Raw genomic sequence first — 12,312 nt, forward strand, 5'->3', positions numbered from 1 at the left:
GCGCCTCCAGGACAGCTACCGTCCTCGATCGTGCGGGGGCGGCCGGGAAGTGTCGGGGTCCGTGCAGGACGACCTCGACGCGGAGCTGCGGTGGGACGAGCGGCCCTCGCCGCTGCCGGGGAGGTGACCGCCGAGCGGGCCCGGGCCGTGCACGCCTCGCTGGAGGTCGCGGGGTTCCACCCGTCGTTGCACCTCAACCTGGCCGACGTGCACCGCCGGCTGGGTCACGACGAGGAGGCCCGCCGGCACCTGGCGCTCGCCGGGGACCACGCAGGCGCGCTCCGCGACGACGGCTACGGGCGGATGATCCGGTCCGGGATCGCCCGCTGCGCCGCACGACTGGACGGGGCGTCGTGACACCGTCGTCGCGCACGGCAGAATCGCACCGTCTGACCGCATGGACGCCAGGAGGGAAGAGACGTTGAGCACGGAGACGATCGAGTTCCAGGCCGAGGCCCGCCAGCTGCTCCGGCTGATGATCCACTCGATCTACTCGAACAAGGACGTGTTCCTGCGTGAGCTGATCTCCAACGCCTCGGACGCGCTGGACAAGGTCAGGCTCGCCGCCTACCAGGACAAGGACCTCGGCGCCGACACCTCCGACCTGCACGTCGAGCTGGTCCCGGACGCGGAGGCGCGCACCCTCACCGTCCGCGACAACGGCATCGGCATGACCCGCGACGAGGTCGTCGAGCTCATCGGCACGATCGCGAAGTCCGGCACCGCGGAGCTCCTGGAGAAGCTGCGGGAAGCGGGGGACTCCGAGCACGCGCAGGAGCTGATCGGCCAGTTCGGCGTCGGCTTCTACTCCACGTTCATGGTCGCGGACCGGGTCGAGCTCACCACCCGCAAGGCCGGGACCGCCGAGGGCGTGCACTGGTCCTCGGACGGCGAGGGCAGCTACACGATCGAACCGGTCGCCGACGCCCCGCAGGGCACGTCGGTCACCCTGCACCTCAAGGCGTCCGACGCCGACGACCAGCTGCACGACTACACCGACCGCTCCGTGCTGCGCCGGATCGTGAAGACCTACTCGGACTTCATCACCTGGCCGGTGCGGATGCCGGCCGAGGACGCCGACGGCGAGCCCGAGACGCTCAACTCCATGAAGGCCCTCTGGGCCCGCCCGCAGCGCGACGTCTCCGACGAGGAGTACGCCGAGTTCTACCGGCACATCAGCCACGACTGGCAGGAGCCCCTCGAGACGATCCGGCTCGCGGCCGAGGGCACCTTCGAGTACCAGGCGCTGCTGTTCCTGCCGAAGATCGCGCCGATGGACCTGTTCATGCGCGACGCCCGCCGCGGCGTGCAGCTCTACGTCCGGCGCGTGTTCATCATGGACGACTGCGAGGCGCTCGTCCCCGAGTACCTGCGGTTCGTCAAGGGTGTGGTCGACGCCGCCGACCTGTCGCTGAACGTCTCCCGCGAGATCCTCCAGCAGGACCGGCAGATCTCCGCGATCCGCCGCCGGCTGGTCAAGAAGGTGCTGTCGACGATCGGCACCCTGCGGGAGGAGCAGCCGGAGAAGTACACGACGTTCTGGGAGCAGTTCGGCCGCGCCCTCAAGGAGGGCCTGCTCTCCGACCCGGACAACCGCGAGACGATCCTGGGTGTCTCGTCGTTCGCCTCCACCCACGGCGAGGAGCCGACCACGCTCGCCGCCTACAAGGAGCGGATGCGCGAGGGCCAGGACGCCGTCTACTACATGACCGGCGACTCGCGGAGCGCGATCGAGGCCTCGCCGCACATGGAGGCGTTCCGGGAGAAGGGCTACGAGGTCCTGCTGCTCACCGACCCGGTGGACGAGGTCTGGGTGGACGCGGTCGAGGGCTTCGACGGCACCCCGTTCCGGTCGATCGCCAAGGGTCAGGTCGACCTGCAGACCGACGAGGAGAAGCAGCAGGCCGAGGAGCGGAAGGCCGAGTTCGCGGGGCTGTGCGAGTGGATGGCCGGCGTGCTCGGTGACGACGTCAAGGAGGTCCGGCTGTCGTCGCGGCTCACGACCTCCCCGGCCGTGCTCGTCGGCGACGAGTTCGACATGACCCCGACCCTGGAGAAGATGTACCGGGCGATGGGGCAGGAGCCGCCGAAGGTGAAGCGGATCCTGGAGCTGAACCCGTCGCACCCGCTGGTCACCGGGCTGCGGGATGCCCGGGGCGCCGAGGGCGGCGACGAGGCCGCGCTCGCCGAGACCGCGGAGCTGCTGCACGGCATGGCGCTGCTCGCCGAGGGCGGCGAGCTCGCCGACCCGTCCCGGTTCGTCGGCCTGCTGGCCGGACGGCTGCAGCGCACCCTGTGACAAACTACTGAACAACTGCACAGGTGTCGAGTTGGGCGGGAGATGGCGGTAGCGTGTCCGCGTGCCCCGCTCCCGCCCGCCGCGTCGCGTCGCCCCGGCCGCGCTGCTGCTCGCCCTGACCCTGCTCGCCGGCTGCGGCACCGGGCCTTCCCCGGCGGGCCCGCCCTCGCCGGCCGCCGCGGAGACCCTCCACAACTGCGGTGTCGACGTACCGGTCGAGCGGCCCGCGCGGATCGTGGCCATGTTCCAGAACGGCGTCGAGGCGGTGCTCGCGCTCGGCGCCGGGGACCGGCTGGTCGGTGCGGCCTACCTGGACAACGTGCTGCCGCCCGAGCTCGCGGCCGGTTTCCGTCCCGACCGCGAACGCCCGGTCTACTGGCCCGAGGAGTACCCCTCCCGGGAGGAGGTGCTGCGGCTGGCGCCGGACCTGGTCGTCTCCGGGTTCACCGGCGCGTTCACCCGTGAAGGCCTGGGCACCCGGGCCGAGCTGGTGCGGGCGGGCATGGACACGTTCTTGTTCAGCGCCTACTGCCCGACCGCCGACGGCGGCACCCAGGCGTCGCTCGGCGCGGTGGACGTGACGTTCGAGGGCGTGCAGCGCGACCTCACCGCGCTCGGGCGCCTGCTCGGGGCGCAGGACCGGGCCGCGGAGCTCACCGCCCGGATGCGGTCCACCCTGGACGGCGTCGCGGGGCGGCTCGCCGGGATCACCGAGCGCCCGCGGGTCGCGATGCTCAACAGCCCGTCCGGGGCCGGCGAGTTCCGGGTGTTCGGCTCCGGCGACATCGCGACGACGATCATCGAGGCAGCCGGCGGCACCCAGGCCTTCCCGCAGATCAGCGGCCGCCAGCAGACCGTCACCGCGGAGGGGATCATCGCCGCGCGGCCGGACGTCATCGTCGTCCCGGCCTGCTGCGGGGCGGACAAGGGACCGGAGGCCGCGGAACCGCTCGCCGAGGAGCTGCGGCGGGACCCCGCACTCGCCACGGTGCCCGCCGTGCGCAACGGAAGGATCTTCACGACGACGTTCGCGGAGGTCAGCCCGGGTATCCGGAATGCCGACGCGGTGGCGGCGCTGGCCGGGCGGCTGCATCCCGGCCGGGCCGGCGGGTGAGGCCGGGCCGGACGAACGAAATCCGCCCGGCGCCGTTGCCGAGCGGACGGGTGCGACCGTAACCGCTCATCCGTGGTCGCGGAAGGGCCGCGCCGGAAGTGGAAGCCGGCTACTGGTCCGGCGGCAGCGGCGGATGTCCCGGGCGCAGGCCGTCCAGCAGGAGCGCGACGTAGCGGCGCCGCTCCTCGCCGGTGGCGTCCGGCGCGGTCTCGGCTCCCTCGGCGACCGCCATCGCCATGACCAGCACCGCCGACAGGTCACCGGGCGTGAGTTCGGGGCGGACGGCCCCGGCGTCGCGGGCCCGGTCGAGCAGCCGGGTCAGGGTGCGGCCGTAGCGCTGGACCGGCTCGGCGTCGAACGCGCCGGCCTCGCGGGCGAGTTTCAGGATGGTGCGCCGGACGGCGATCGCCTCGACCGCGCGGGACAGCGAACCGGCCAGGTCCGTCCACGGGTCGCCGTCCCCGGCGGCCGCGGTCGGCTCGATCTCGGAGGCGAAGACCTCCTCGAGCACGGCCCGGACGAGCTGGTCGCGGGTCCGGAAACGGCGGTACAGGGTGGCGACGCCGACCCCGGCGCGACGTGCGATCTCGTCGAGCGCGACGTCCGGGCCGTCCGACTCGAACGCCGCGGCGGCAGCCTCGACGATGCGGCGGTGGTTGCGTGCGGCATCCGCCCGCAGCGGCCGGGTCGGGCCGGTGCCGGTCGTGGTGCTCATCGCTGAACGGTAGCGCCCCGCACGTCACGCGCAGTGAGTACATGCCGACGGCGGGCGCGGCCGGCGCCACCCGCCCCGGTGGACGCGACCCTGGGTGGCCCGGTACCAACGCCGCGTAGCGATCACGGCCCCGGATGTCCGGTGGAGCGCCGGCCTGCCGACCGGGACCGGCGGGAAAGCGTGCGTGTCGTGGGCGTTCCTTCGCCGGAGTGCCGCAGCCGGTTCACCGGCCGGTCAGGTGGACGACGGCCGCCGGACACCCGCGAGGACTGGAGTTCGTCCCGTGCAACTGGCGGTCCTCGATCTCGCGGGCACGACCATGGCCGACGACGGGCTGGTGCTCGCCGCCGTGCGCGCCGGCCTGCGGGCGGCGCGGGTCCGGGTCGACGGCCCCGGCTACCCCGCGCTCGACCGGCAGGCCCGCGCGACGATGGACCGGTCGACGATCACCGTGTTCGGCGAGCTGCTCGACGGCGACATGTACCGGGCCCGGCGCGCGCACGCCGCGTTCGTCGAGTACCTGACCGCCGCTGCCGGGGACGGCCGGGTGCGCCCGGTGCCCGGTGCCGGCGAGGCGCTCGACGCGCTCCGGGAGGCCGGCCTGAGTGTCGCGCTGACCTGCGGGTTCGCCCCCGAGCTGCGGGACCTGCTCGTGCACGCGCTCGGCTTCGGCGGCCGGGTGGACGTGCTGCTGTCCCCGGCCGACGTCGACGGACGCGGCCTGCCCGACCCGGACCTCCTGCACGCCGCCGCGAAGCGCACCGGCTGCGAGCCGGCCCGTGCGGCCGTGGCCGGGGACGCGTACGCCGACATCGACGCCGCGGTCCGCGCCGGGGCCGGCCTGGCGGTCGGGGTGCGCGGGGGCGCGCACGGCGAGCCGCGGCTGCGGGCGGCGGGGGCCGACGCCGTCATCGACTCGGTCGCCGACCTGCCCGCCCTGCTGGGCCTGCCCAGCTGAGCCCGTGGGGCATTAGGGTCGCTCGCGATGAGGATCGGTGACGAGGTCTCGCGCGCGCTCGCCCAGGGCCGCCCGGTGCTGGCCTGCGAGTCGACGATCGTCACGCACGGCCTGCCACGTCCGCGGAACCTGGAGGTCGCGACCGAGGCCGAGCAGCTGATCCGGTCGCTGGGGACCGTCCCGGCCACGATCGGGGTGCTGGACGGTGAGGTCGTCGTCGGGCTGTCCGCCCGGGAGCTGGAGCGGCTCGCGTCCGACCCGGACACCGTCAAGCTCAGCGCCCGCGACCTGCCCGTGGCCTGCGCGACCGGGGCGTCCGGCGGGACGACGGTCGCCGCCACCGCCCATCTCGCCCACCGCGCGGGCATCCGGGTGTTCGCCACCGGCGGGCTCGGCGGGGTGCACCGCGGGGCGTCCTCCACCTTCGACGAGTCCGCGGACCTGCCGGCGCTGGCCCGGCTGCCGATCGTCGTCGTCAGCGCGGGGGTGAAGTCGGTGCTCGACATCCCCGCCACCCTCGAACGGATGGAGACCCTCGGCATCTCCGTCGCGGGCTACCGGACGCACGCGTTCCCCGGTTTCTACGTCGCCGACTCCGGTCACACCGTCGCGCAGCGCGTCGAGTCGCCGGAGCAGGTCGCCGTCGCCTGGCGGCACGCCCGGCACCTCGGGCTGTCCTCGGCGCTCGTCGTCGCCAACCCGGTGCCCGCCGACGAGCAGCTCCCACCGGCCGAGCACGAGACCGCCCTCGCCGACGCCCTCAAGGCCCTCGCCGAGGCCGGGATCACCGGGCAGGACGCGACACCGTTCCTCCTGCAGCGGGTGCGCGACGCGACCGGGGACCGGAGCCTGGCGGTGAACGTGGCCGTCTACCGGAACAACGTGACGCTCGGGGCCCGGGTCGCCGCGGCGCTCGCGACGGGGGACTGAGGGACCCCGCGACATGGCGGTCCGGGCGCCGCACAGGCTGTCCGGGCGCCGCACAGGTTGGGGCTCGTGCGGCGAGCACCGAACCTGTGCGACGCCTCGGCCCGCGCTACGCGGCCGTCAGACCACCGGGGTGATCGCGCGCAGCGCCGCGGACGAGCGGACGGCCTCGGTCAGGTCGGCCAGCGCCCGCCCGTGCGCGGCGGCCAGCTCCGCGGACTCCGGGGTGAGGGTGTTCCGGTCGACGAAGCCGGAGTGATCCAGGTACAGGCCGGGGGAGAGCACCTGCACCGCGAAGAACCCGGCCAGCACCGACCGCAGCCCGTCGACGGCGAGGAAATGGTGCCCGCTCGCCCCGGTCAGCACGATCGCGGCGGTCTTGCCCTGCAGCGGGGCGGTCGTCTCGCCCCACTTCCCGCGCTCGGTCGCCTCCAGCAGCGCCTTCAGCGACGCCGTGTGCCCGGCCCGGTAGACGGGGCTGCCGAACACGACGGCGTCGGCCTCGGCGAATCCGGCGACGACGTCGGCGAACGGCGTCTGCGAGAGCTCGACCAGCTCGGTCGGCGCACCGGTCCCGGCCAGCAGGCCGGCGACCGCGGTGGCGGTCCGGCCGCCCGGCTCCGGACCGGCGACGACGCCCAGGACGCGGGTCACGACGCGCCCCGCGGGGTCAGGTGGTAGCCGCCGCGGAAGAACAGCAGCGGCATCCGGTCCGGGTCGGTGCCCAGCGCCTCGACCCGGGCGGCGACGATCGTGTGGTCACCGCCGTCGTACTCGTTCCACAGGGTGCAGTCGATCCACGCGCTGACGCCCTCCAGGACCGGCGCGCCGGACGGCGCCGGGGCCCAGGAGACCCCGGCGAACTTGTCCACCCCGGACCGCGCGAAGCCGGTGCTGTGGTGCTCGTGGTCGGCGGCGAGGACGTTCACGCAGAACCGGCCGATCTCGCGGATCCGCGGCCAGCTCCCCGAGGTGCGGGCGGGGGAGAAGCACACCAGTGGCGGGTCCAGCGACAGCGACGAGAACGACTGGCAGGTGAAGCCGATCGGCCCCGCGGGTCCCTGCGCGGTCACGACGACCACACCCGAGGCGAACGCGCCGAGCGCGTCCCGCATGGCGCCGGGGGTCACCGGACCGGGAACGGACGTGGAGTGCGTCGTCGAGCCGGGCATGACCCGACCCTAAGGCGGCGGGGCGGGCCCCGGCCACCGATCACCGCCGGCCGGTCCCGTGCCGTGCGACACGCGGCGACCCGTCCGGACCGGGCACGAACGACGACGGCCGTGCGGAGCGGTCGCTCCGCACGGCCGTCGGGTCGTGCCGGGTGTCCGGCTCAGCTCGCGTAGGCCCGCAGCTTGTCGGCCCGCTCGCCGACCCGCAGCTTCGCCATGACCTCGCGCTCGATCTGGCGCACCCGCTCCCGGGAGAGCTTGAAGGCGCGGCCGATCTGGTCGAGCGTGTGCGGCTGGCCGTCGTCGAGGCCGAAGCGCATCCGGATCACCCGCTGCTCGCGGTCCTCCAGGGTGGCGAGCACCCGGCGGAGGTCGTCGTGCAGCAGGCTGGAGATCACGGTGTTCTCCGCGTCGGTGGCCTCTGCGTCCTCGATGAAGTCCCCCAGCGGGGCCTCCTCCTCGGAGCCGACCGGCATGTCCAGGCTCACCGGGTCCCGCGCGTGGTCCAGCAGGTCCTGGATCTTGTGCTCGGGGATGCCGGACTCGGCGGCCAGCTCGGCGTCGGTGGGCTCGCGCCCCTGCCGCTGGTGCATGTCCCGCTTGATCCGGGCGAGCTTGTTGACCTGCTCCACCAGGTGCACGGGCAGCCGGATGGTGCGGGCCTGGTCGGCCATCCCCCGGGTGATCGCCTGGCGGATCCACCAGGTCGCGTAGGTGGAGAACTTGAAGCCCTTGGTGTAGTCGAACTTCTCGACCGCGCGGATCAGGCCCAGGTTCCCCTCCTGGATCAGGTCCAGCAGCGGCATGCCACGCCCCGTGTAGCGCTTGGCCAGGCTGACCACCAGGCGGAGGTTGGCCTCCAGCAGGTGGTTCTTGGCCCGCGCGCCGTCGCGGACGATGGCCCGCAGGTCCCGCCGGTACTGCAGGTCCATGGCCTCGAGGGTGCCGTCGGCGGCCGCGGTGTCCAGCCGGTGCTGCGCGAAGACGCCGGCCTCGACCCGCTTGGCCAGCTCGACCTCCTCGGAGGCGGTCAGCAGCGCGGTCTTCCCGATCCCGTTCAGGTACACGCGGACGAGATCGGCAGCGGGGCTCTGGGCGTCCAGATCCTCGGCCACGGCGGCCGCCGCCCCGGGTACGGTGGTGTCGAGCGCGGTGTCCTGCGTGGCCCTCGTCGGACGGGGGTGGGTGCGAGCGGGGGCCTCCGTGGTGCGGCGGGGGCCGGGAACGGCCGGGGTGTCGGCCGTCGGCACGGCCGGAGCGGTCGTGGTCACCGTCATGTGTCTTTCCTCCCCTGCTCGGGCGCGACGTGCGTCGGATGGGGCCTCGTCGCATCGCCCTACACCGTCACCAACGCGTTCCGGGGGTGGATCGTTCCCGCGAGACGGCCCCGGCGGCGGGAAAATCGCCGTCGGGGCCGTGTCGTCGGCCACATGCAGTTGCAGGATCGGGCCGCTCGGGCGCTAAGCGAGTAGCGCCAGCGGATCGCGCATCGGCATAGCGAGTAGCGCCAGCGGATCGCGCATCGGCATAGCGAGTAGCGCCAGCGGATCGCGCATCGGCAGGAAGCGCCCGGTCAGGGTGCGGGCACCCGCGGGGAGTCCCGCGGGTCGGCCACCGCCCGGACGCTGTTGCGCCGCCGGGAGGCCTTGCCGGTGCCACGCGCCGTCCCGGGCACCGAGTGCGAGTACACGGTCTCCATCAGCACCGGCCAGTCGTGGCGCAGCGCGTCGCGGCCCATGAACAGGCCCAGGTGGCCGGCCGAGGCGGTGCGGTAGGTGATGTCCTTCGCGGGCGTGCTCACCTTCTCGGCCGCGGCGAACAGCTGGGGCGCGGGCGTGATGTGGTCGGTCGAACCGGCGAGCAGCAGCAGCGGGCAGTCGATGGCCGCCATGTCGACCTTCCGGCCGCCGACCGTGAGCGTCCCCCGGATCAGCCGGTTCTTCCAGAACAGGTTCTCCACCAGCCACAGGTAGAACGCGCCCGGGATGTCCTGGGTGTACTTGAACCAGTCCTCGAACACGCGGTAGCGCTCGACGTGCGTGGGGTCGTCGATGTTCTCGAGCAGCTGCAGCTGCCGGGACACCTCCGACTGCGGCTGGATCGAGATGAAGTTCGACAGCACCGCCGCACCGGGCATGTTGCCGCCACCGGCGGCCACCAGGGCGCGGTACGGCGCCATTCCCAGCGTCCCGGCCATCAGGCGGGTGGACGCGGCGATCACCGACTCGCCGGCGTGGAAGTCGATCGGCGCGCCGGCCAGCGTCAGCGTGTTGACGCGCTCCGGGTGCAGCGCCGCGTAGATCGTGGCCAGCCAGCCGCCCTGGCAGTCGCCGACCAGGTTGGCCTTCCCGCCCATCCGGCGGATCGAGCGGTCGATGACCTCCAGGTAGTCGGTCACCGTGACGTGCTTCGTCGCCGTCGTCGCCGGGCGCCAGTCCAGCGAGTAGAGCCGGGTCAGGCCGGCGGCGCGGATCATCGCCAGCTGGCTCTGCTGCGGCGAGTAGTCCACGACGGTGGACGAGTGCCCGGCCTGCGGCGGCAGCACCAGGGTGGGGACGACGTCGTCGTCGCGGTGCTCGGGTGCGGTGAAGTCCCGCAGCAGCGCGAACGGCGTGGAGAGGGCCACCTCGTTCGGCAGGTGCCAGGTCGGCGTGCTGCGGTCGGCCCAGGCCGACACCCACAGCAGGGACCGGCGCGCGGCGTCACCGGGCTTGGCGATCCGCTGTGCCGCATCGATCCAGTACGCCCCGGTCGCCCGGCCGACCTCCCGCACCACCTGGGTGAGGTTGCGGGCGTTGTACGAGACCAGGAAGCGCAGGGGGTCGGGCCGGTCGTCGCGTTCGGGGGTGGCGGCGGGGGTGTCCGGCAGGGCGCGGGGGCCGCGCCGGGACGCCGGGACGGACCGCGAGGTGCTCGCCGTGCTCATGGGCCTCTCCCATCAACTCTGATGACCGGGCTCACCGGTTACCGCACGGTAAATCGCGTTCGGGATGTCAAGCAACACAATCCTTACCGGGGAGTAGTGCTTGCTTCATCAAGCGCTGGTGAGGGGGGTCTCAACGTGACGCGCCCGGCGAGGGGGTGCCTACCCGTGAGTATCCCGTCACGATGGGCGCATCCCTTCGCGCCACCCCCTCGTCGGCGGGTCTGCGCACCGAGGCCCGGACACCATCCCGGTCGACCAGGAGTGTGACGAACAGTGACGACGCAGCACACATCGCATCCCGAGTCCCCGAGCGCCGCCGCGCCGGACAACCAGGCGGAGGTGCTGCGACGCCAGGCGGCCGGTCTGGTCCGCGACCTGCGCGAGCTCGCCGACCCCGAGGGGTGGAAGGCCCGCGTCGACCCGGTCGGGTTCGGTGGCGCGCTCGGCGAGGCCGCGAAGTCGCTCGCCGGCAGCCCCGGTGCGGTCCTGCGGGCCGGGTTCGGTTTCGGCGTCGACTCGGCGAAGGCGGTCGCGGCGGCGGCCTCGCGGGCCGTCGGCGGCACCGCGAACGGCCCGGCGCCGCTGCCGGAGAAGGACCGGCGCTACGCCGACCCCGCGTGGGAGGGCAACGCCTGGTACTACCTGGCCCGCCAGGAGCACGCGCTGCTCGCCGACCGGCTGACCGAGCTCGCGCGGGCCGCGCGCGTGTCGCCGGTCGCGCGCCGCAAGCTCGACTGGCTGGTCGGGCAGACCATCGAGGCCCTCGCGCCGCCGAACACCGTCCTCACGAACCCGGCGTGGCCGAAGAAGATCGTCGAGACCGGCGGGCTCAACCTCGTGCGCGGGGCCCGGAACATGCTCCGCGACACCGTCCAGAACCGGGGCATGCCGCGTCAGGTCACCCCCGGCGAGTTCGTCGTCGGCAAGGACCTCGCCGTGACCCCGGGCCACGTGGTCTACCGGAACCGGCTGATCGAGCTCATCCAGTACGAGCCGCAGACCGAGAAGGTCCACGAGATCCCGCTGCTCATGAGCCCGCCGTGGATCAACAAGTACTACATCATGGATCTCGCGCCGGGGAAGTCGCTGGTGGAGTGGGCCGTCCAGCACGGCCACACGGTCTTCATGATCAGTTACCGGAACCCGGACTCGGCGCTGTCCGACGTCACGATGAGCGACTACCTGCGCGAGGGCCCGCTCGCCGCGCTGGAGGTCGTCCGGGAGATCACCGGCCAGGACAAGGTCAACGTCGCGGGCCTGTGCCTGGGTGGTGCCCTGTCCGCCGCGACGGTCGCCTGGCTCGAGGCGAAGGGCACCCAGCACGTCAACTCGCTGACGCTGATGAACACCCTGCTGGACTACACCGGGCCCGGGCAGCTGGGCGTGTTCACCGACGAGACGACCGTCAACCGGCTCGAGCGGTCCATGCGCAAGGACGGCTACCTCCCGGCGTCGAGCATGAAGACCACCTTCGACCTGCTCCGCGCCACCGACCTGGTGTGGAACTACGTGGTCAACGACTGGATGCTCGGCGAGGACCCGAAGCCGTTCGACATGCTGAGCTGGAACGCGGACTCCACCCGCATGCCGGCCGCGATGCAGACCGAGTACCTGCGCACGCTCTACCTGGAGAACCAGTTCGCCGAGGGCAAGCTGGAGCTGGCGGGGGAGCGGCTCGACGTCGCCGACGTCCACCCGGACAGCTACGTCATCTGCGCCGAGAACGACCACATCGCGCCCTGGAAGTCCGTCTACAAGGGGGCGGCGAAGATCGGCGGCACGGTCCGGTTCGTGCTCTCCAACTCCGGCCACATCGCCGGCGTGGTGAACCCGCCCTCGCCGAAGTCGCGGACCTGGTACGGCGAGTCGGACCACCTGCCCGAGTCGGCCGACGACTGGCGCGACGACGCCGGCGAGCGCAAGGCGTCCTGGTGGGAGGACTGGACGCCGTGGATCGCCGAGCGGGCAGGCAAGGAGGTCCCGGCCCCGTCCCGCATCGGCTCGGACGCCCACCCGCCGCTGGAGCCGGCGCCCGGCCGCTACGTCGTCGCGGGCTGACCCCGCCCCGGACCAACGCCTGAGGTGATCACCGTCGATCGCCGGGGCGGTGCCGTTCCTGCGGCGTCCACAGTGTCCGCGGCGCGGGGCGGTGCGTGCACGACGGCCGGGCAGCGGGGACAATGCGCGACCATGGACCGGGT

The 12,312-nt window shown here is 73.3% G+C and carries 11 protein-coding genes; 6 read left to right on the plus strand and 5 right to left on the minus strand.

The window, feature by feature from the left end:
* The first annotated feature begins 90 nt into the window (after positions 1–90).
* From H7X46_RS10425 to H7X46_RS10435, 3 genes are all read left to right on the plus strand, one after another.
* On the plus strand, positions 91–357 hold the full coding sequence (locus H7X46_RS10425; protein WP_186359211.1) for a hypothetical protein: 267 nt from the start codon (positions 91–93) through the stop codon (positions 355–357).
* A 40-nt stretch (positions 358–397) separates the two neighbouring features.
* Positions 398–2,299, plus strand: coding sequence for a molecular chaperone HtpG (gene htpG / locus H7X46_RS10430; RefSeq protein WP_186359212.1), 1,902 nt, complete (start codon positions 398–400; stop codon positions 2,297–2,299).
* 61 nt (positions 2,300–2,360) lie between these two features.
* Complete coding sequence (locus tag H7X46_RS10435) at positions 2,361–3,413, plus strand: ABC transporter substrate-binding protein (protein WP_186359213.1); 1,053 nt, start codon at positions 2,361–2,363, stop codon at positions 3,411–3,413.
* Between the two features lie 109 nt (positions 3,414–3,522).
* Here the strand turns inward: H7X46_RS10435 and H7X46_RS10440 are convergent, their stop codons facing one another.
* Entirely contained in the window at positions 3,523–4,128 is a 606-nt protein-coding gene (locus tag H7X46_RS10440) for a TetR/AcrR family transcriptional regulator (RefSeq protein WP_186359214.1), read from the minus strand.
* A gap of 283 nt (positions 4,129–4,411) precedes the next feature.
* Here H7X46_RS10440 and H7X46_RS10445 point away from each other — a divergent pair, with 283 nt between their 5' ends.
* Complete coding sequence (locus tag H7X46_RS10445) at positions 4,412–5,086, plus strand: HAD family hydrolase (protein ID WP_222131263.1); 675 nt, start codon at positions 4,412–4,414, stop codon at positions 5,084–5,086.
* A gap of 27 nt (positions 5,087–5,113) precedes the next feature.
* A complete protein-coding gene (locus H7X46_RS10450; RefSeq protein ID WP_186359215.1) occupies positions 5,114–6,016 on the plus strand; it encodes a pseudouridine-5'-phosphate glycosidase in 903 nt (300 codons plus the stop codon).
* Positions 6,017–6,133: 117 nt separating this feature from the next.
* Here H7X46_RS10450 and H7X46_RS10455 read toward each other — a convergent pair whose 3' ends face one another.
* The 4 genes from H7X46_RS10455 to H7X46_RS10470 all read right to left on the minus strand — a co-directional run bounded on the left by H7X46_RS10455 (position 6,134) and on the right by H7X46_RS10470 (position 10,111).
* Entirely contained in the window at positions 6,134–6,667 is a 534-nt protein-coding gene (locus H7X46_RS10455) for an NAD(P)H-dependent oxidoreductase (protein ID WP_186359216.1), read from the minus strand.
* Positions 6,664–7,185, minus strand: coding sequence for a flavin reductase family protein (locus tag H7X46_RS10460; RefSeq protein ID WP_186359217.1), 522 nt, complete (start codon positions 7,183–7,185; stop codon positions 6,664–6,666). Before H7X46_RS10460 ends, H7X46_RS10455 begins: the two co-directional genes overlap by 4 nt.
* 161 nt (positions 7,186–7,346) lie before the next feature.
* A complete protein-coding gene (gene sigB / locus H7X46_RS10465; protein WP_222131264.1) occupies positions 7,347–8,462 on the minus strand; it encodes a sigma-70 family RNA polymerase sigma factor in 1,116 nt (371 codons plus the stop codon).
* A 296-nt stretch (positions 8,463–8,758) separates the two neighbouring features.
* Positions 8,759–10,111 carry an alpha/beta fold hydrolase gene (locus tag H7X46_RS10470; protein ID WP_186359218.1) on the minus strand — a complete coding sequence of 451 codons (1,353 nt, stop codon included), beginning with the start codon at positions 10,109–10,111 and terminating at the stop codon, positions 8,759–8,761.
* 273 nt (positions 10,112–10,384) lie between these two features.
* Here H7X46_RS10470 and H7X46_RS10475 point away from each other — a divergent pair, with 273 nt between their 5' ends.
* On the plus strand, positions 10,385–12,169 hold the full coding sequence (locus H7X46_RS10475; protein WP_370588694.1) for a PHA/PHB synthase family protein: 1,785 nt from the start codon (positions 10,385–10,387) through the stop codon (positions 12,167–12,169).
* Positions 12,170–12,312 lie beyond the last annotated feature (143 nt).

The sequence above is a fragment of the Pseudonocardia sp. C8 genome (assembly GCF_014267175.1).
Taxonomy (GTDB): Bacteria; Actinomycetota; Actinomycetes; order Mycobacteriales; family Pseudonocardiaceae; genus Pseudonocardia.

What these genes read in the sequence shown, in the direction of transcription:
- htpG (WP_186359212.1), top strand. Translation starts at nt 398, where the DNA reads ATGGACGCCAGGAGGGAAGAGACGTTGAGCACGGAGACGATCGAGTTC.
- H7X46_RS10460 (WP_186359217.1), bottom strand. Translation starts at nt 7,185, where the DNA reads ATGCCCGGCTCGACGACGCACTCCACGTCCGTTCCCGGTCCGGTGACC.
- sigB (WP_222131264.1), bottom strand. Translation starts at nt 8,462, where the DNA reads ATGACGGTGACCACGACCGCTCCGGCCGTGCCGACGGCCGACACCCCG.
- H7X46_RS10450 (WP_186359215.1), top strand. Translation starts at nt 5,114, where the DNA reads ATGAGGATCGGTGACGAGGTCTCGCGCGCGCTCGCCCAGGGCCGCCCG.
- H7X46_RS10470 (WP_186359218.1), bottom strand. Translation starts at nt 10,111, where the DNA reads ATGAGCACGGCGAGCACCTCGCGGTCCGTCCCGGCGTCCCGGCGCGGC.
- H7X46_RS10440 (WP_186359214.1), bottom strand. Translation starts at nt 4,128, where the DNA reads ATGAGCACCACGACCGGCACCGGCCCGACCCGGCCGCTGCGGGCGGAT.